The organism is Bacteroides congonensis (assembly GCF_900130125.1).
Classification (GTDB): domain Bacteria; phylum Bacteroidota; class Bacteroidia; order Bacteroidales; family Bacteroidaceae; genus Bacteroides; species Bacteroides congonensis.
In genome coordinates, this window is sequence record NZ_FQXY01000007.1 from 83,352 (window position 1) to 103,254 (window position 19,903).

Below are 19,903 nucleotides of genomic sequence, written 5' to 3' on the forward strand. Positions count from 1 at the left end.
CACTCAATTTTCATTCAGTAAGAATAAGTCTCCATTAGTTGTCTGATTCCCAAGGGGATAAATAACTGACCGATATAATCGGAATAACCCAGTCCTTCGGAAGTCAGCCGGATACATTCGGGAGTTTCCTCTATCCAGTGCTGTTCCGCCAGTTCGCGAAATAACGGAATCCTGTCAAGCGATTCTCCAAAACGCCGGGTATATTCAGCTTTGTCAATCCCCGTATAATACATCAGATTCTTGATGATAAAACGCTGCTGTTGTTCTTTTGCGGAAAGGATAAATCCGTTCTGGGCTACGGTGAAGTCAGTGGTTGCCATATATTCGTCTATCTCGCGGGCAATGCATTGCTGACAGACAGTATATCGGGTGGCATAGTGTAAATCACCCAAATAGCTGCGTCCGCCCGACCCGCACGAAAGCATTACTTCGTCGCCACATGAGACTTCCGCGTCAGTGGACGGATGATGAATAAAACGCCGCATGGATGTTTGCAGAAAGCCTTTTGCTTGCAATAACTCGCAGGCAGCGCGATACATTCGGAAACAAACATCATCCGGTTCCCGTTCGGTAATACCCGTACCTTGACGCACATATAGCGGATAAATAAACAGTTCGTTCGGCTGGAACCGGAGCGCTTTTTCCAATGAATAGAGGAAACTTTCGACAGTTTGTCCTTTGATTCCATAAATCAGGTCAATATTAAAATATGGAAAGTCCATTTTCTGAATAGCGTTAAGCGCCTGGCAGATAGAATCCTGTCGGGGACGTCTTTTCAAAGCTATCAGTTCTTTATCCTGGAAACTTTGTATACCAATACTTACACGAGCTACGCCTGCCTGTTTTAATAAATTCAAACGAGCCGTATCAGCATATTCGGGTGACGTTTCTATAGAAGTGAAAGCATTGGACAGATACACGCCAAATAATGCGGCAGTATCCAAAAGAAACTCCAGTTGGGGAACAGTGAGAAGTAATGGCGTACCACCACCGATAGCAAAACTGTCAAATGCCAGTCCGGCAGTGAGTGGCGCCAATTGTTGTGCCTGCCTACGAAGCGTATTCAAATAAGCCGTGATATATTCCCCACGATTCGTTTGCAGAGAAAACAGATTGCAGTAGCCACATTTATGACTGCAAAAAGGAATATGAAAATAAAGAGAAGCATTTCTCCCTTTCACTTGTTCCAGATAAGGAAGCAGCGAAACCGGAGACGAAAAAGGACGATAAGCAGTTTTATGTGGATAGCTATACATATAATCTACATATCGTGATAACGGTTGATTCATTTTTTCGGTAAGATAAAGTGTTTGTAAGGGACTGTGTAAACTGTTTCGTGGGAGATACAATGATATTCATATCCATCCTCGCCATAACAAGTACCGTGGTCGGAAAGGGCAATCGCCAACGTATCAGCCCGCTTCTGAAAAGCTTCAAACAAACGGGGCAACTGGCCGTCTATATATTGCAGCGCAGCGGCATGCGATTCTTTGTCATCCTTCACTTTACCGTTCACATAATGACAGTTCGGGTAATGGATGGCAGAGAAGTTGATATACATAAAAATCCGTTTGTCCGCAGGATAGTTTTCAAGTTTCCTGAGCGCAAAGTCTATCTGAGTTTCCGTACTGTCAATGGCAGTGCAGCCAAAGGTAGGCAACCAATAACTTTTTGTAAAATAGCCGGGGAATACACGTCCCATCTCATTGCGTTTACTAAAGAAATTCACACCGCCTATGCAAATCGTTTCATATCCGGTATTGGCAAGGCTCTGCACAAATGTAGCTTCCGTAAAGGGGTAGCTTCCTTTGGGCGGGATACGTCCTGTCCCTGCCTGCACAGGGAAAAACAACCATTTACGGCTTCGCAGCAAATGAGGTTCCGCCGGAGAAGGCAGAAACCCGGCAAAGATGGCAAAGTGGGATGGATACGTGAAATTTCCCGGAGCGTGCCGCTTTTCCCATTCTCCGCCGTGACTGTTCAGCACAGGCGTTCGTCCGGCAGCTTCTTCTTCCTTACTGACATCATAGCGTAAAGTATCAAAGCAAAGCATCAGTATATCATGAGTACCCACCACCTGATTCATATCCAAATCCGGATATTGATTCTGTTCTCCAGCCGGTAGTTCATCTATTTGCATGATTATAGTTCTTTTTTATAGTTCTTATTTGTTGGGCATATATAGAATTATGGTCAAACATATCCTGGTAAACATGATCGCCTTGCCCGTTGACTTCTATTATATAAGGTGTATCTGTTCCTCTTTCTATCAGTACGTCTACTCCGGCATATTGCAAATCCAACGTTTGGACGGCTTCCCGGCACTGATAAAAGACCTGTTGTCGCACTTCTTCCGATAAGGACAATTCGCTCCACAGACGTGCGTTGTTGTTCAGATGCAGATTGGTAATGCTTCCTTTACTGCATCTCACTACTATATAATCTATTTCAGCTTCCCGGCACACTACCCGAAGGTCATAATTCTCTCCCTGCAACTGTTCTTTAGGAATCCATTCTTCCAATATGGCTTCCGTTTGTATCACAGCTTCCGCCAACGGGACAATCTCTTTTTCCGTACTCAAACGATGAATCCGTTTGGTATTATGAATCACTCCGTCCACTTGTTGCAGCGTAGTATAAACCACCCATTTCTTCCGGCCGGGCTGATAGCGGACAGCCATAATGCCACCCGCTCCCGAACCATAACGGGGTTTCAGAAAACATCCCCTGCTACAACCGGCTAGAAGTTGCCGCAATTCATCGAAAGACTGTGGAGAAGGTAACATCGGAGTCACTTTCAGTCCCCTATCCGATAGTACCCGTTTGGTTTCCCGCTTATCGAGAGCACGCAATAATGCATGGGGAGTATTCAAAAAATGCACATCACCAGATAGTCTTATCCCACCCAAACGTCTTAATGTCTCCTTATATTCCTGATTTGACAAAGCATATTTCAGAAAATCAGTTTCACTGCTTACCCAAGGCTCCAGTTTGATAACTGCCTGCCGCAGCAACGGCAAGCAGTTAAAAAGTTCTTCGTAAGTCATAAAACGAATCTCTGTCTGCAAGTGTCTGCCTGCTTCGACAAAGTATTCGATACGTTTGGACAGAGAGTTGCTGACAACGATTATCTGCATTCCCCTTACTCTGTAATCATCGGGTAATAGTATACTTCATCATCATCCTCGTCCGCATCCTGAGTATCGGAAACATCTATCTTCATAGGAAGAGCCTGCAATTTCTTCTTCATGTCCTTACTCAGGTAATTATAGCTCATATCAATAAATTTCAGATGAGAAATCTTATCCAAATTATCCAGTAAGAGTTGAGCGCCTTCATCTTTAAGAGTGCCGGCAGAAATATCCATGGTTTCCAATTGGGGAAGAATATCCGATTGCAGGAACATCTCTACAATATTGTCCTGTTCTTCGGAGTTGACAAGTCCCAAATAAGTTAGTTTAGGGAAACGTTCTTTGGAGAATAACGGGCGGAATATCTCTATATCGCCTTCGAATCCATAATCTTCGACACCTACATACAGAATCAACTTTTCCAGATTAGGAAAATCGGAAGCTATAATATCTTCCACGACTTCGGTAGGAAGACCGCCGCTGATAATTTCCAGTGAACGCAATTCCGGACGTGAGGTCTGTCCCAGGCGCAGGTTATTCGTTCCTTTTATCTTCAAGTCCTTCAATTTGGGCATGGCATCGAGCAACGGACTAAGGTCTGTCTGCTCAATCCAGGAAACCTCCTGTTCTTCCTGTTCAATATCCCCCCAAAACAGTCCTTCTATTTGCGCAAACTTATCTTTATGTTCGAGCATTCCTTCCAGTAATTCCGAGCAATCCTCACACTCGTAATTCCAGCAACCGATAGTAATCTGTTTATAGTCAGACAGGTGCTTGTCTTTCAAAATCTTATCCAAGAGATTAACACCATTATCATATTCATCGTAGCTTAGCGCAAATTTCTTAGCTTCCACCTTCATTTCGCGTGCTGTTTCTTCCGCTGTCTCCACATAACCTTTCTTTGTCTTTTCAGCTATCAGCTTATTGGCAGCTTTTTCGGCTTCTTCGGTAGTTGCGAAGTTCTTCACTTGTGTTTGTCCGTCAGTTCCCAGTTTACCATAATTTACAGTAACGTCTGTCCCGACTACATCTATACTCCAAAATTTCTGCGACTTAAAGTCTTGAAATACGAATACTCTCTTCATAATACAGTTTTTAATGGTTGATATTTGCACGTTCAGTTTTGAACCTGCATAAACAATGTCTGCAAAAATAGCCATTTTATGTTATGTACAAAGAAATCGCATGCTAAACTTTCATGTAATTCAGGAAGAATCTATTCACAATTATACAACAAGGGCTGCCCTTGGAAAGAGCAGCCCCCATTATTCTATCTTAATATATCTACTTAATCTTCAATAGTACATATACTTACACGGTTCCAATCCGGTTCGGTGAACATATCGCCTACACCCTGCCCTTCAGCGGTAATACGAGAGGCACTGATTCTGTATTTATTGACTAAGATAGTCTTGACAGCTTCAGCACGTGCAGCAGCAATTCTTGCATTGACTTCCACACTACCTTCAGGAGAAGCATATCCCTTAATCACAACTTTCGTTTCAGGATATTTCTTCATATAAGAAGCTACGCGTTCCACGTTAGGAAGCTGTGAAGCGTCAACAGATGAACGGCCTTGTCTGAAAGTAATGATAGATTCAGGTACACGGGCAGTTTTTACTACTGTTTCAACAGGAACTACTTTTGTGCGACATTCTTCCAAGTCTTTCTGTAATCCGTTGATTTGTTGGTTGGCAGTGTTCAATTCACCATCCTTATTGTTCACTTCGGAACGAAGAGCATTGATTGAAGAATTCAAACCGTCGATTTCCGCCTGATTGTAAACTCTCACTTTAGCAAAGTGGTGTGTTCCGTTACTTGTCTTGAAGTGGTAAGTCAATCCGGCTGTCAATTCAAAAGCTGCATTATTGGCGTTGAAACGGCTCTTCGCTTCGTTATAATCACCTTGCATATCATATACGATAGCAGGTTTGATTCCCAATGTCCACGCTTTTGATTCACCGAGATTAAAATTGAAATTTAATCCGAAGCGGGTAGACCATGAATTTTCGTCACCGTCACCATTTACATAATAATGTAACCATCCCATTCCGGCTACTGCCTCTACCTCAAACAAACGAGGCTGCCCTTGATAACTTGCAAACAGGTTCATCAAATTTACCTTACCCAATAAGCTGACATCCGAAGCATCGAAAGCCGTTTTACTCTGGGTGGTATTGATATATCCCATTCCCTGAAATCCCAAACCGAAGATAGGAGTCAATTGTTTCGAGAATCCAACTCCGAAAGCGGGACGCATACTCTTAAAGAAAGCGCTGTGAGTGAGAGGAGTGATTGCTCCTGCATTTACTTCAACAGACCAGTTGTCTGTAAACTTTGTACCTTCTACTACTGATTGGGCATTTGCAGTAAATGCGCCCAATACAAAAGCTAATAAAATAATAGATTTCTTCATAATCATTTTTTTTTAAACTGTAATGTTTTGCATGCTAAACCATTAGAAATGTTTTTATGTGTTCCATGCCTAACTTTTTAGTTCATAATTAAGTTTGTTATTCACACTAAACAACATATCGTATAAAAAATTAGTTCATACGCCTATAGGGTAATTAACAACTATTCACTTAGCCAACCCGCCATACGGCTTCTAGCATAGAAATAATAGAAAAACAACCCTATCCAACTGGTAAGAAGAATCAGTACAATAGCCAATAACTTCTTTTCCCAGGGTGCATAAAGGCGTCCTATTTCCAAAGCCGCCTTAATAGTGAGCACCAAGCCCACTACCCAAATTACAAATCCAACCATAACAGTACAATTTGATTAATAATAGTTTGAAAATCACATTTCAATATATAAACAACAAAAGCACATGTTGGTTTCTTGAGATTTGTCTTTTAACAAAAAAATCAGGAATGCGGACACTATTGATAGATTTTCCATATAATGCCCGAACAAATAAATTATTATGTTCGTTAGAATAAAGAAAATGCCAATGAAAATCTTAACCCAAAACAAGAAAAAGTTGTCTGTATCCATTAAAATAGTAAAAGACACTTTTCAAGGATTTATTGATGACAATGTCATGAGATTGAGTGCGTCACTGGCTTATGCAACCCTGTTCTCAATCATCCCCCTGCTCTCACTCCTCGTTACTATCGGAGTATTACTCAATGTAGATTTCACCAATCAGTTATACGCCCAACTGGAACCTATTGTCGGCTCTAAAGTGATTGATGCGCTTCAAGCAATTATGGAAAATGCAGAGACAACCGATTCATTCTCATTTGCCACAATAATCAGCATAGGTGTCACCATTTTCGGGGCTACGACTGTTTTCGCAGAAATACAAAGTTCCCTAAATACCATTTGGGGAATAAAAGCCGTCCCCAAGAAGAGTTGGCTTAAATATATCATAAACAGATTGCTATCTTTCTCGGTCATCCTTGCTTTCGCTTTTATCCTGCTCATCACCTTTACCATTACCAATCTCATCACAGATATAAGCAACAAATTCATCACCAACAATCCGGATGTAGCAGAATCTTTGGTGAAAACGATAGGAATGATTATTAATATAGGTGTAACCACTGTTATATTCACCCTCATATTCAAGATATTGCCGGATGCGAAAATCAAAAGCAAAGATGTATTTATAGGAGCACTTGTCACCACCGTGTTATTATTAATCGGACAATGGGGAATATCCTTTTATATCGGATTTGCAAATATAGAAACCGTATATGGAGCGGCGGCGTTTATGGCTATTTTCATCACATGGATTTATTATTCAGCCATTATCATATATACAGGAGCGGAATTTACGAAAGCGTGGGCGAACGAGTTAGGCGGGAAGATTTTTCCGGACGAATATGCCGTGGCAACCAGAGTCATTGAAATACGTGAAGAGAACAAACCAGTCAATTAACTTCAAGCACCAGTTTCAGTAGTAATTATTATCTATCTGAAACTGGTGACAGGCAAACAAACAAGCAGCTTATCTTCTGGCATTGGCCGAGAGTGTATATATCTCGCCCTTATTCTCACTTTCTTTTATCTGGTTTCTCATACGTACCATTTTTCTCAATTTCTCAGTCTTCCTACCTGATGAGAAATGATATATAATTGCACCAATAGCTGAACCTACTGTCAGCCGAAGCCATAAATTGAAATTATTAGTTTTCATAATAAATTTGTTTTAGTAAAAGGGGAGAATAGCTTTCACTTACACTATCCTCCCATTGCAGAACAACAAAACCCTAACTATTTCTTAGCCTTATCTGCCATAGCATGGACTTTATCTCTTACATCATCCGCTTTTTCGGCAACATAAAAGGTTCCGTCAGCTACCTTGTCAGCCACTTTTGTTCCGGCATCCAATACCTTGTCATTTACCGTATCAATCAAATTAACACTGTCTCCGGTTACTTTCTGAAATGCATGATTTACTTTTTCTTTCACACACTTCCCTTTAGGTGAATGCCAGAAACGATAGACCAGCGCACCAATTACCGAACCGACTCCCAGTCCGATAAGAAAATTAGATTTTCCACTTTCCATAATGAAGTTTAAGTTTTAAAAGTTAATAAATCAGAGTTCTTCGCTTCTGGGGTGTTTTCTAAACAAGGATAAAATCCATAATAGCAACACAGCACCCACAACCGAAGTTATAAGACTACCCAGAATACCGCCGGCAGCGATACCTAGTAAACCAAATACCCAGCCGCCCAAAAGACCACCGATAATACCTACAATCAGATTAATCAAAAGGCCGAAGCCTCCTCCTCTCATAATCTTACCGGCCAAAAAACCGGCAACAATTCCAATGATAATGTACCAAATTACACTCATAATTAAAGAATTTAGGTTTATATATAAATTTCAAAAAAGGGTTTACTGTTTTCTCCAGTTATAATAAGATTTTCATTTTATTTAAAAACGACTTTTAGTGTCATTTAGTTCCAATTCAATCCTATCTTTTAACACATATTTTGCATTTATCATATTTTAGCAACATTACGAGCAATATTAAGAATGATTAAAAGCTCAAATTAAACCTCCGTATTCCACAATATGTTTTACTAAATATAAAACATTAAAAATACCGGAATATGAAAAATTGCGATAATTTATTTCTTACAGGTCAAACCGAGTATGAGAACATACATAAGATGTGCTCGGACGCATACACCAAAGGACGTATGGCAGAAAGGGCACTGGCTATCGAAGCATACAGACTACGTTGCAACAATCTGTTTGGCAACAGATGCATGACCCGTTCCTTCTTCGGAACATTGACCAAGAAAATATGTGACGGGAATTGCTGGTATCTGAATCAATACAAATTAGAGTTATACAAACTGGAAACTGATAGATGAAAGGACAGGATAGACACTGTCCTTTCTGAAGGTAAATAATGGAAATACTATGCTTCCGATGTATGAAACATATTTCAACAAAGATCAATCAAGTGTCTTTTTCACTTCTTTTTTGGCATTATTATAACCTTCCTTTATTTCCTTCTTAGCTTTATGCGCCCCATCCTTTACTTCTTCTTTGGTTTCTTTCCAAGCTTCTTTTACGCTATCCGCTCCTGCTTCTATTTTATCTGAAGCCTTATCAAGCGCTCTGTCAGCAGATTCCTTTGCATTCTCAATCCGGTTGCTAACCTTATCCTGCGTTTTTTTATCATTGCAAGAAGTTATAGCCAAAGACACAGTACATATCAACGCCAAAACTGCGAACAATATTTTTCTTGTTTCCATATTCTCTCAAATTAGTTATTTCATAAAATAGAATTAAAAATTCCGGCGAAAGATATTCCGAACATCTTCCGCCGGAAAAAACATGAACTTGATTTAAGAATCTAAAGCATTACTTCTTATCTGACTTCTTGCTGGAAGTTGCAGATTTACTTTCTTTAGCCTGAGTTTCCTTTTTGGCACTCTTTGCTTCCTGTTTTTTTTCAGTTTTCTTATTCATAACACAAAAAATTAAAAGTTAAAAAATAGATTATATGCAGCCATTTATTTTTTGCTGCCTTTTTCTGATTTCTGATAATCACACCACATCAGTTCCTTTTCAGGAGTTGCCGAAAGCACTTCATTGCTGCGTTCTTCAGACAACTGTTCGTCTATTTGGGCAACTTGCTTTTCGGTACGTTCCGTTCCTTCAGGTTTTCTGTCTACCAGCCCGTTTGTCCTTCTCACTTCTTCCAGTGGCTCGTCAATATACTGCCATTCTTCTTTCAGTCTTGAGCTTTCACCTTCATTCCATGGACCACGGAACTCTTCACCTTTTGACAGATTAAAGTAAAGGTTGCTATATTTCGGTGAAGTTTGCAGTACTGCAGGCGGGAAGTTCGGCTGAATGGTGTTCAGAGCTGCCTCGAACTGTTGGAAGTGAGTAACTTCACGAGTCATAAGGAAAATAAGAGTTTCTCTTACCGACGGATCTTCCGTAAACTTCAGAAGATTTTCATAACCAATCTTGGCGCGACATTCGTTTGCCATATTGGACTGAAGGTCTACTGTAAGTTCCGCATTGGCAGATACAAAACTTCCACACCATGGATTTCCATTACTGTCTGTCAACATAGGACTCCCGGGGGCAACTACCACACATTGCGGATTTGTAAACGCTTGCTGGATAAATTCTTCCTTAGCGGACTTGCCATCCATCAGCTTGCGAATATCCATTGTCTCTGCGGCATCCTTCATCTCACCGTTTACCGGTCCGAGAAGCATCTGAATAGTAGCACCCACTATTTCAAGATGTGCCAGTTCTTCCGTGGCAATGTCCATAAGCATGTCATACTTATCCGGGAACGGATTATGACAACTGAAAGCCTGTACAAAATATTGCATGGCTGAAGTTAATTCTCCATTAGCACCACCGAATGCCTCAAGCAATATACGTGCGAAACGCGGATCCGGCCTGGAGACGCGGGCATTAAACTGCAAATCTTTTACATGGTAAAACATAATCGATTTTTTTAAGTTAATAATTCAGGTTGATTAAGATGTACATCTATATTTATAACATGTTATTTTATATGTTCACGCACTCTTTTAATGCGACATCGTCAGAAAAAATATGCCGGATAGCATAAATACCGTCCGGCATACAACAAGAATCAGAATTTATAACCATAACCTAACATGATAACGACATTGTCATCCTCGGCAAACATAAATTTCGCTTCCGCGTTTAAAAAGCTACGTTCTGACAAAGGTAATGTAATACCGCCTCCAAGATTAAAAGCAAACTTGGTTGAGTTACTTCTATCCACCTGAGTGGTCACACCATTGACCTCGACGTCCTGCTTTCCATAGAAATTGTTCTGCATACCAATTCCCGCAAGAGGATAAACGGAAAATCCTTGTCCATCCTTACTGAAATTGAACACATAATGGAAGTTCACATTCACATCCAGTCCCGTTGCTTTGTCTTTCGGGAAAAAGAATGTGAGGTCAGGAGCTATCCTAAGATTATTGGCTATCACATAGCGTCCCTGCGCTTGTAAACCGAATCTCTCGTAATTAGTCTGGTAACCAAGACTTCCCATTAAAGCCCCCTCACCTTTTCTAGTTTGAGCATTCACTCCGAAAGCAGTCATTGCAACCAAAATCAATAATAAAAACTTTTTCATAATCAAGGCATTTAGTTAATAATATATTTCATCTAAAACAAAACTCTCGTTTCCTGTTATTCTTCAATAGTACAGATACTTACACGGTTCCAATCCGGTTCGGTAAACATATCGCCCACTCCCTGTCCTTCGGCAGTTACACGATCTGCTGCTATCCTATATCTCTTAACCAGAATTGTCTTGACAGCTTCTGCACGTGCAGCAGCCAGTCTGGCATTAAGTTCGGCACTACCTTCCGGAGAAGCATATCCTTTTATTATAACTTTCGTCTCCGGATGCTTAGTCATATAAGAAGCTACACGTTCCACATTCGGCAACTGTGATGCATCTACTGATGAACGACCTTGTCTGAAAGTGATGATAGATTCCGGGATGCGGGCTGTCTTGACTACTGTTTCTGCCGGAACTACTTTAGTACGACAGTCATTCAGTTCCTGTTGAAGTCCGTTGATTCTTTGGTTAGCAGTATTCAACTCGCTATCTCTGGTATCCACTTGTCCGCGAAGCGCATTTATAGAAGAATTCAAGTCGTCAATTTCAGCTTGATTGTAGACTCTCACCTTATTGAAGTAATGGGTTCCATTGCTCGTTGCAAAATGATATGTCAATCCCGCAGTGATTTCGAAAGCAGCATTGTTGGCATTGAAACGGCTTTTTGCCTGATTGTAATCCCCCTGCATATCATACACGATAGCAGGTCTGATACCAATCGTCCATGCTTTGGATTCGCCCATATTGAAATTAAAGTTCATCCCGAAACGGGTAGACCATGAATTTTCGTCACCGTCGCCGCTCGCATAATAGTGCAACCACCCTACACCGGCCACTGCTTCAATTTCAAATACACGCGGAGAACCAAGATAAGTGCCGAAAAGATTCATCAGATTCACTTTACCCAATAGACTTACATCAGAAGCGTCAAAAGCAGTTTTACTTTGGGTTGTATTCACATACCCCATTCCCTGGAATCCCAAACCGAAATTAGGAGTCAACTGTTTCGAGAATCCTACTCCAAAAGCAGGACGCATACTTTTAAAGAAAGCACTATGAGTAAGGGGAGTCACTGCACCGGCATTGATTCCCACCGACCAATTATCCGTAAATTTAGTACTTTCAATAACTGTTTGGGCATTCGCTGAAAATGCGCCCAATACGCAAGCTAATAAAATAATAGACTTTTTCATAATTGAATATAATTAAATGTGACGTTTTGTTTATCATCTACACGAAAACAACATATCCTAAAAAAAATTAGTTCGTAATATGTATTTCACATTAACATATATTTGATTTCAAAAAATCGAAAGAATACACCATTTATTGAAAAGCAGAATACTTATGCATATTTATTAGAAAAGTCTATAAAAATAAATCAAAATCAGATAAAGGAGTGGAGAGTATTGTCAGTTACTAAACAATAAACAGCAAATAGTAATTACTATTAGGAAGCGACATTCTAAACTACTCAACTATAAGAATTAAAAGCAATTACACATACAACACATTCCTCACTAAAAAAGCAGCTCATCCTTAAATAAAGCCTCTTTTACTAATAATCAGGCTGTATAAATAATCAATATACATACACACAAAAAGGCATATTTATTCTCTACCAATCATAAATATGCCTTTTCTGAATCAAAACAGTGATTATAATATTATAAGCAAATATTAAAAATAGGACAATATTAAAATATGCAAATCACTAAAAATAACATTTCCCAATTCACATTTGGTATACTAATCTCACTCAAACTTATTATTTTTCCGGAATCACCTCATTCAGGCAGGCTATGGCATTGAGTGTACGCGGATAGCCGATATAGGGCAACAGTTGTGTGACAACAGTCAGTAACATATCTTTGTTATTCCCTACGTTGACATTTCCTTGTATGTGTCCTTTTACTTGCGATTCACAGCCGCCTAAGGAAACTAAAATTGAGAACGTAACCAGTTCGCGTGTCTTCACATTCAGCCCACTACGTGTCTGGTAGTCTCCGAAGCAATTGGCGGAGAGATAACGCTGGATATGCTTCTGATTCTCGGGAGCGTTCTTATGCATCTGTTCTATCCGTTCACCGAAAATAGATTTCTGTAACTCCAGCCCTTTGTCGAAACGGGTTTCGGATGATACAACCGATTGTCCCGCTAAGGGAAGGTGTGCGCCACGGGCAAGCAATATACCATTAGTAAGACCGATAAAATCTCTCACCTTAGCCATTCCTGCATAAGCTGCTGCCTGATAAAGGATTTCCTTCACTTCTATCGGGGTAATACCTTCATTTAGGGCGTTTTCGAGTGTGATACGGTATTCAGCCTGTGCCTGCGAAGCAATATTGGACGCCAAGGTTACCATAAGGCGGGTTTTAGTATCCAAGTCACCATACTCCTGCACTTCTTTTGTAAAATTACTAAATATTCCGTCCAGCTCGGGGTCGGTAGCTTTTAGTCCGGTTGCCACGTTGTCTTTTGTAGCTTCGGCATATTGTTGGTCGCTCACACGTTCCAGCCATGTATTCTTGTTGGTCTGCGGATTACATTCGATAGCCAGATGCGAGAACCAGCTATCGGGGGCGGCACCGTGCCAATGTTCTACGTTCGGAGCGATTTCAACCACATCACCAGGAAGCAAGCGGCGTGACGCTTTGCCACGTTCCTGATAATATCCTACGCCTCCTACGGTAATCAGGATTTGTCCGCCCGTATGGCTGTGCCAGTTATTGCGGCAACCGGGTTCAAAAGTAACGTTGGACATGGGGACATTCAAGTCTTTGTTATTAGTCAACCGCGCCAACCAGGATTCTCCTGTGAAATATTGTTTGAATCCTACATTCTCCTCTCCTATCGGAAATGCGCTGATGTTTTGGGGTACTTCTTCTTTTTTCATATTCTGTGCATTTAATGAATTATATCCGAAAAACGTTATTAATGCAACTACTAAAGTAACAATTAATCTCTTCATGTTCATAGTCTATTATTCTTTTTATTCATACTCACGAAGAGTTCAAAAGAACTCTCAATAAATTGACAATTATTTTATTATTTCAAAGCCCGCCTCAACCTGTTTAATCCTTCTATCAACTGCTGTCGCGGACAAGCGATGTTGATGCGGATAAATCCTTCACCAGCCTCTCCGTACAAGCCGCCCTCGTTCACCCAAAGTTTTTCTTTCTCCAACAAGGTTTTCACTGTCTCATCCGATGACTGATTCAGTACTGAACAGTCCACCCAAACCAGATAAGTGCCTTCCAACATCGACACTGGAAATTCAGGAAGACATTCTGCGAAGTATGCCCTCAAATAATTGTAATTGGCGAACAAGTATTGTTTCAGCTCTTCCAACCATTCCTCACTGTCGTTATAGGCTGCCATTAACGCTTCCACCCCGAATGGGTTCACATCACAAACCTCATTGACATTGATTGCTTTATCTATTTTCATCCGTATATCCGTATCGGCAGAAATGATATTGGCAATCTGAAGCCCTGCCAGGTTAAAGGCTTTACTGGGCGAGGTGCAAGTGACGGAGTGCATCAAGAATTCTTGTGAGATAGAAGCAAAGGGGATATAGGTGTGTCCCGGAAAGACAAGTTCGCAGTGGATTTCATCTGCTATTACCCACACATTATTTCGGATACAGATGTCACCGATACGGGTAAGTTCCTGTTTTGTCCATACCCTTCCGGCAGGATTGTGCGGATTGCATAACAATAGAACCTTTACGCTTGGGTCGGCAGCTTTTTGTTCCAAATCCGCAAAATCTATCTGATAGGTTCCATTTCTATAAATCAGCGGATTGGCAATCATTCCGCATCCGTTATTGCGGATAGAGGAGAAAAAGCAGTTATATACGGGTGTCTGCACCATTACTTTATCTCCGGGGACTGTCAGTGCCTTAATGACAGCAGACAATGCCGGTACTACTCCCGTGGTATAAATAATCCATCCTTTTTCTATCTGCCAGTCATGCCGCCTTGCAAACCAGTTTGTCACCGCCGCGTAGTATGCATCCGGTACACGGACATATCCGAAGATACCATGCTCCGCCCGTTTCCTCAACGCTTCCACAACAGGGGGAGCCGTACGGAAATCCATATCGGCCACCCACATCGGCAATATACCTGCATCTCCGGCAGAATCCCATTTATAGGAGTTCGTACCTCGGCGTGGAATTATTTCATCGAAGTTGTACTTCATATTTCAATCAAAACAAGTCAGTTCGTCCCAAAGTTTCAATTCACAATTTCCCGGTGCTTTGAGATTCTCGTCCAGGATGATTGTCCCGAAACTTTCGGCAATAATGCTCCCCGTACGGGGATTCTTCACGCTGTGAACCGGACTCTTAATCGTTGCTTTCACACTACTGTGTTCGAAAGCGAGGTCAGCGTCATCTGCCATTGTACAGTTTTCCATGACCAGGTCATGCGCATAGCAAAGTGGCTGTGTGCCCGAAATCCTGCAATTCACCAGACGTAAGTTTTTAGAATGCCAGCCTAGATATTCCCCATTCAGTTCGGAATCATAGACAGTTACATTCTCCGTATTCCAGAATGCATCTTTGGAGTTGATAACCGCATTACGGATTTCCACGTTCTTACAGTACTGGAATGAATAGTTTCCGTTTTGGGCGTAGTTTTGGATATTGATATTCTCGCTATGTATGAACAGATAATCCGCCTTGTCTATCTGCACGTTCTTCAAGTCTATATTACGACAATACCAAAATGTTTCCAAAGCGTTGAGCAACTGTACATTTTCGAGTTTTATCCCGTTCATTTCGCGAAACATCTTCGGGGCTTCCACCAAGGTATCCGCCATTTGCAGACTTTGGGAATACCATAGTGCAGCACGGGCGCCTTCTGTAAAGAGACAGTTCTTCACTATAAATCCATTGGTATGCCAAAAGGGATATTTTCCTTCAAAGCGACAGTTGATTGCTATAATGTTACTACATTCTTTCAGTGCGGATTCACCGGCGTGAATCGTTACATCTTCCAGTTGAAGGTCGTGGGTTGCAAACAGAGGACGTTCGCCTCCGTATTCTTGATTTCTTATTTGTTCCATTAGTTTATTTTTTAGTCTGTTATTTCAAAAGTCACATTTACATTTCCTGTTATCACTATTTCTTCAGATATTCCTTGAAGAAAGATTCCAGCTTGCCAAATCACTTTCATAAAAGTTGTCCGCATCTGTCTGTGCAGAAGAAAAACTAGTTCCGAGCATCATAATAAATACAGTCGTTAATAATAAGATCCGTTTCATATCTCTTGTTTTTAATAATTAAAGAATTGATTGTCTACTTTCTACACTGCAAAATTACGGTGAAATTAAGAGATTGTTTGTAGATGAATTACTGACATTATTACCCGAATTACAGATTCGTCATTTCCCCTCTATGAAGATAAATTTTTTATGCGTATCTTCTTACGGTTCAAATAAAAACAACTATGGAGAAAGTTATAAAATTAGAGAATGTAGACCCATATAACAACTTATACGGACGTGAGACATTGCATCCGCTAGTCAGTATCGTTGAGCTGACCAAAGCGACTAAATCTGTTAACCATATCCAAATGAATTATGGTCTTTACGCACTTTTCTTGAAAGAAACCAGATTTTTACATAAAAGAGAAAATATTGAAGCCAGACTCAACAGAGCCTCAATATCCGAACTAGCATTGGCAAACAAATATCTGCTTTGCCGAATTATCATTAAATGTTTCTTCTTCAAATCCACCATACTTATGAAGAATATGAAAACCACTCCATTCCAAATATGAATCTAACTCTTGAGGGAAGAACATTCTCATATCCAGATTTTGAATAGAATCGAACTCACCATTGATAAAATAATGCCATTCGATACGGTTTATCTGAGTTTTATTTTCATATCTCATGGTCTGCTTTATCAAGACTTCCCTGCCATCACCAGTTGTATATGCAGCAATTTCTTTCTGTTCCTTTTCACCTTCAACTATATATTGGATATTCGGATTAAAACAATCAAACAGAAATAAGCCGTTGTCTTTGAGATGACTCTTAACTATATTAAATACCTTAAATAAATCTTCATTCTTATATAAATGATGAATCGAATTAAATGGAATAAAGATAAAGTCGTATTTTTCCGGCAAATTCAAAGTTCTGATGTCTGCCTCTATAAAACTTATTTCTAATCCTGCTTCAGAAGCTTTACTCTTTGCCTGGGCAAGCATTGAAGGGGTATAATCAATTCCAGCAATATTGTATCCTTCCTTTGCAATGGGAAGAGTAAGCCTGCCTGTACCACAACAAAGTTCAAGTATCCGTGTATCCCTGTTTTCCGGCAGCCATCGCTTATAAAAGTACAAATCATCCAGGTTGGTATTCATTGCATCATAAATATTGGCATCATAAATTAAATCGCCCACTTTATAATCACTATTCATTATATGTTGTCCTCCAATATATATTATCTACTATTTTTATGTTTATTGTCAGTCCTATTTTCCAAGGTCGGTAATATAGGTAAAATAATCCGTAATCTGTATACAAACCGAATTTAAAATCAGCAGTATCTTTGCAGTGTGATAAAGATAATAGGTATAAACGTAAAAAAACAAATTGATATGTATTTAGAAAATATTTACTCTCCCGCAGATGTAAAGAAGTTATCGTTTAATGAACTCAATAATTTAAGTAATGAAATCCGTGTATCACTCCTTCAAAAGTTGAGTGAACACGGCGGGCATTTCGGGCCTAATTTCGGAATGGTGGAAGCGACTATCGCTTTACATTATGTATTTAATTCACCGGAAGACAAAATTGTATTTGATGTATCTCATCAGAGTTATGTGCATAAGATGCTGACCGGACGGAAAGATGCTTTCCTCTATCCGGCCGAGTATGACAATGTGTCCGGTTATTCCGAGCCACAGGAAAGTGAGCATGACTTCTTTATTATCGGTCATACCTCCACTTCCGTCAGTCTGGCCAGCGGGTTAGCGAAAGGACGCGACCTGACCGGTGGCAATGAAAATATTATAGCTGTGATAGGTGACGGTTCTTTAAGTGGCGGCGAGGCGTTCGAAGGATTGGACTATGTGGCGGAGCTTGGTACAAACCTGATTATTATTGTCAATGATAATCAGATGTCTATTGCAGAGAATCATGGTGGGCTGTATAAGAATCTAAAGGAACTGCGCGACAGCAACGGGCAATGTGAGTGCAATTTCTTCAAGGCTATGGGACTGGATTATATGTATGTGAACGACGGAAACAATGTGGAAGCATTGATTGAGGCTTTCTCCAAAGTGAAAGATATCCAGCATCCGATAGTAGTGCACATTAATACCCTGAAAGGCAAAGGCTACGCACGTGCCGAACAAAATAAGGAGACTTACCACTGGCGTGTTCCTTTCAATATAGAAACCGGAGAAGCGAAAATCAATGACGAGGGAGATGATTACAGTGAAGTAACCGCCCAATACCTGCTGAAGAAGATGAAAGAGGACTCTCGTGTGGTGACAATCACCTCGGGTACTCCTGCGGTTCTCGGATTTACACCCGACCGCCGTCAAGAAGCAGGAAAGCAGTTTGTAGATGTCGGCATTGCCGAAGAACATGCGGTAGCACTTGCTTCGGGCATCGCCAAGGCGGGCGGAAAGCCGGTCTATGGAGTGTATAGTACATTTATCCAACGTTCCTACGACCAACTTTCGCAAGACCTTTGTATTAATAATAATCCGGCTGTCTTACTGGTATTTTGGGGTACATTGTCCGGCATGAATGATGTGACGCATCTCTGCTTCTTCGATATTCCGCTTATCAGCAATATCCCTAATATGGTCTATTTGGCGCCGACCTGCAAGGAAGAATATCTTGCGATGCTTGAATGGAGCATCAGTCAGAATGAGCATCCGGTTGCTATCCGCGTGCCGGCAACAGATGTGATAAGTTGCGGTGAACCTGTTGAATCCGATTATAATGTTCTGAATCGTTATAAGATTACCCATCGTGGGTCGAAAGTAGCCATTGTAGCTTTGGGATCTTTCTATGGATTGGGACAGTCGGTTCTGTCATTACTGAAAGAAAAAACGGGTATTGATGCAACGTTGATTAATCCTCGTTATATCACAGGGGTAGACACTGAACTTATGAACGAGCTGAAAGCCGACCATCAATTAGTGATTACACTGGAAGATGGCGTACTGGATGGTGGTTTCGGTGAAAAGATTGCCCGGTATTATGGAGCCAGTGATATGAAAGTGATAAATTACGGAGCTAAGAAAGAATTCGTAGACCGCTTTGATATACAGGAGTTGCTTCGTGCCAATCATCTTACAGATGAGCAGATTGTGGAAGATATAAAGACGGTTCTCGGTTAAGATTAAAGTTAAGATTAAAGTCAAGATTAGAATCAAACCCGCTCATTATATATGCAGGTCGATGCACATTGTCCGTTACGGCAATTGCATCGACCTATTTCCTTTCTTTATTTCAAAACAGGCAATAATTTATGAAGTGTCTTTCTCGTCATTATCTTCTGATTCAGAAAGCTGACGATATAGCCTGTTATACAAGCAGCGATAAGAGAGCCTTCACGTACTCCTTGAACACCTTGAGTTAACAGGAGCGATAGTATAACTGCCAAAGTAACCAAAGTCACATCAAAATACACCTTAAACTTCCCGAACTCTTTATTATAACGACGGGATGCATATTTTACGAATGCTTCCGCGCTCATCATAGCCACCTTCGGTTTGAGTTCAAGAACCACCCCGATAGACTGTACCAAACACCCTGTTAGTAATAAAGCTATTGACATTCCATAGTTGGTAGGACGCAGTTCACTTGTCATCATCATATTGAAATCAATGAATGTCGAAAATAGAAAAGAGAAAGGCATCTGAAGAAGAATTTCAATAATATCCTGCCGGGTTTTATTCTTTCGGATTAACCAGAACTGTCCCAAGATAAGTATCATATTGATAATAAAAGTACAAGTACCCAATGATAAAGGACTATTCAGGCTCAACACATAGTTGATACTGGATATAGGAGTCGTGCCCAATGCGGAACGTATAATCAGAACAATACCGGCCGCTAAAAAATATAGCCCGATAGCAAACACCGAATACCTCTTAAAAACATCTTTCATTTTCATATCTTTTTATAATCT

The 19,903-nt window shown here is 40.5% G+C and carries 21 protein-coding genes and 1 pseudogene; 4 read left to right on the forward strand and 18 right to left on the reverse strand.

The annotated features are described in order from the left end of the window. Window positions 1-14: 14 nt before the first annotated feature. The 6 genes from BQ7997_RS01720 to BQ7997_RS01745 all read right to left on the reverse strand — a co-directional run bounded on the left by BQ7997_RS01720 (window position 15) and on the right by BQ7997_RS01745 (window position 5,900). Window positions 15-1,289 carry an STM4012 family radical SAM protein gene (locus BQ7997_RS01720; RefSeq protein WP_073342922.1) on the reverse strand — a complete coding sequence of 425 codons (1,275 nt, stop codon included), beginning with the start codon at window positions 1,287-1,289 and terminating at the stop codon, window positions 15-17. Then, window positions 1,286-2,140 (reverse strand): STM4013/SEN3800 family hydrolase, encoded by an 855-nt coding sequence (locus BQ7997_RS01725; protein WP_073342925.1) that lies wholly within the window; start codon window positions 2,138-2,140, stop codon window positions 1,286-1,288. The genes BQ7997_RS01720 and BQ7997_RS01725 overlap by 4 nt, the downstream gene beginning before the upstream one ends. Then, window positions 2,127-3,137 (reverse strand): STM4014 family protein, encoded by a 1,011-nt coding sequence (locus BQ7997_RS01730; protein WP_073342928.1) that lies wholly within the window; start codon window positions 3,135-3,137, stop codon window positions 2,127-2,129. Before BQ7997_RS01730 ends, BQ7997_RS01725 begins: the two co-directional genes overlap by 14 nt. Window positions 3,138-3,142: 5 nt before the next feature. Beyond that, a complete protein-coding gene (locus BQ7997_RS01735; RefSeq protein WP_073343524.1) occupies window positions 3,143-4,216 on the reverse strand; it encodes an STM4015 family protein in 1,074 nt (357 codons plus the stop codon). A 203-nt stretch (window positions 4,217-4,419) separates the two neighbouring features. Next, window positions 4,420-5,553, reverse strand: a complete 1,134-nt coding sequence (locus BQ7997_RS01740; RefSeq protein WP_195408632.1) for an OmpA family protein — start codon at window positions 5,551-5,553, stop codon at window positions 4,420-4,422. Window positions 5,554-5,708: 155 nt separating this feature from the next. Continuing rightward, a complete protein-coding gene (locus BQ7997_RS01745) occupies window positions 5,709-5,900 on the reverse strand; it encodes a hypothetical protein (protein ID WP_022138611.1) in 192 nt (63 codons plus the stop codon). A gap of 187 nt (window positions 5,901-6,087) precedes the next feature. Between BQ7997_RS01745 and BQ7997_RS01750 the strand changes: the two genes are divergently transcribed. Then, complete coding sequence (locus tag BQ7997_RS01750; protein ID WP_022138612.1) at window positions 6,088-7,020, forward strand: YihY/virulence factor BrkB family protein; 933 nt, start codon at window positions 6,088-6,090, stop codon at window positions 7,018-7,020. 335 nt (window positions 7,021-7,355) lie between these two features. Here BQ7997_RS01750 and BQ7997_RS01760 read toward each other — a convergent pair whose 3' ends face one another. Together BQ7997_RS01760 and BQ7997_RS01765 are read right to left on the reverse strand one after the other, a co-directional pair. Further along, entirely contained in the window at window positions 7,356-7,652 is a 297-nt protein-coding gene (locus BQ7997_RS01760; protein WP_022138614.1) for a YtxH domain-containing protein, read from the reverse strand. Between the two features lie 30 nt (window positions 7,653-7,682). Continuing rightward, window positions 7,683-7,943 carry a GlsB/YeaQ/YmgE family stress response membrane protein gene (locus BQ7997_RS01765; protein WP_022138615.1) on the reverse strand — a complete coding sequence of 87 codons (261 nt, stop codon included), beginning with the start codon at window positions 7,941-7,943 and terminating at the stop codon, window positions 7,683-7,685. Between the two features lie 260 nt (window positions 7,944-8,203). Here BQ7997_RS01765 and BQ7997_RS01770 point away from each other — a divergent pair, with 260 nt between their 5' ends. Continuing rightward, a complete protein-coding gene (locus tag BQ7997_RS01770; protein ID WP_022138616.1) occupies window positions 8,204-8,470 on the forward strand; it encodes a hypothetical protein in 267 nt (88 codons plus the stop codon). 84 nt (window positions 8,471-8,554) lie between these two features. Here BQ7997_RS01770 and BQ7997_RS01775 read toward each other — a convergent pair whose 3' ends face one another. From BQ7997_RS01775 to BQ7997_RS25995, 8 genes are all read right to left on the reverse strand, one after another. Further along, window positions 8,555-8,857, reverse strand: a complete 303-nt coding sequence (locus BQ7997_RS01775) for a hypothetical protein (RefSeq protein WP_044656635.1) — start codon at window positions 8,855-8,857, stop codon at window positions 8,555-8,557. Window positions 8,858-9,118: 261 nt separating this feature from the next. After that, the gene (locus BQ7997_RS01780) at window positions 9,119-10,075 is read right to left on the reverse strand and encodes a manganese catalase family protein (protein WP_073342931.1); all 957 of its coding nucleotides are present in this window, start codon (window positions 10,073-10,075) and stop codon (window positions 9,119-9,121) included. Window positions 10,076-10,227: 152 nt separating this feature from the next. Further along, entirely contained in the window at window positions 10,228-10,743 is a 516-nt protein-coding gene (locus BQ7997_RS01785; RefSeq protein ID WP_022138620.1) for a hypothetical protein, read from the reverse strand. A 56-nt stretch (window positions 10,744-10,799) separates the two neighbouring features. Then, window positions 10,800-11,927, reverse strand: coding sequence for an OmpA family protein (locus tag BQ7997_RS01790; RefSeq protein WP_022138621.1), 1,128 nt, complete (start codon window positions 11,925-11,927; stop codon window positions 10,800-10,802). 575 nt (window positions 11,928-12,502) lie between these two features. Next, window positions 12,503-13,705: a cupin domain-containing carboxymuconolactone decarboxylase family protein gene (locus tag BQ7997_RS01795; RefSeq protein ID WP_073343527.1), complete on the reverse strand. Its 1,203-nt coding sequence runs from the start codon at window positions 13,703-13,705 to the stop codon at window positions 12,503-12,505. A 77-nt stretch (window positions 13,706-13,782) separates the two neighbouring features. Next, window positions 13,783-14,940, reverse strand: coding sequence for a MalY/PatB family protein (locus BQ7997_RS01800; protein ID WP_073342934.1), 1,158 nt, complete (start codon window positions 14,938-14,940; stop codon window positions 13,783-13,785). A gap of 3 nt (window positions 14,941-14,943) precedes the next feature. Further along, window positions 14,944-15,807, reverse strand: coding sequence for a DUF3737 family protein (locus BQ7997_RS01805; protein ID WP_073342936.1), 864 nt, complete (start codon window positions 15,805-15,807; stop codon window positions 14,944-14,946). Window positions 15,808-15,870: 63 nt separating this feature from the next. Continuing rightward, window positions 15,871-16,005, reverse strand: a complete 135-nt coding sequence (locus tag BQ7997_RS25995) for a hypothetical protein (RefSeq protein ID WP_022138625.1) — start codon at window positions 16,003-16,005, stop codon at window positions 15,871-15,873. A gap of 185 nt (window positions 16,006-16,190) precedes the next feature. Here BQ7997_RS25995 and BQ7997_RS25825 point away from each other — a divergent pair. Then, window positions 16,191-16,358: pseudogene (locus tag BQ7997_RS25825) on the forward strand (AraC family transcriptional regulator); the annotation flags it as partial. A gap of 57 nt (window positions 16,359-16,415) precedes the next feature. On the opposite strand, the gene BQ7997_RS01815 reads toward BQ7997_RS25825, so the two are convergent. Then, window positions 16,416-17,171 (reverse strand): class I SAM-dependent methyltransferase, encoded by a 756-nt coding sequence (locus BQ7997_RS01815; RefSeq protein ID WP_073342939.1) that lies wholly within the window; start codon window positions 17,169-17,171, stop codon window positions 16,416-16,418. 180 nt (window positions 17,172-17,351) lie between these two features. Between BQ7997_RS01815 and BQ7997_RS01820 the strand changes: the two genes are divergently transcribed. Further along, on the forward strand, window positions 17,352-19,109 hold the full coding sequence (locus BQ7997_RS01820) for a 1-deoxy-D-xylulose-5-phosphate synthase (RefSeq protein WP_073342941.1): 1,758 nt from the start codon (window positions 17,352-17,354) through the stop codon (window positions 19,107-19,109). A 107-nt stretch (window positions 19,110-19,216) separates the two neighbouring features. Here the strand turns inward: BQ7997_RS01820 and BQ7997_RS01825 are convergent, their stop codons facing one another. Continuing rightward, the gene (locus tag BQ7997_RS01825) at window positions 19,217-19,888 is read right to left on the reverse strand and encodes a YczE/YyaS/YitT family protein (protein WP_073342944.1); all 672 of its coding nucleotides are present in this window, start codon (window positions 19,886-19,888) and stop codon (window positions 19,217-19,219) included. Window positions 19,889-19,903: the final 15 nt, after the last annotated feature.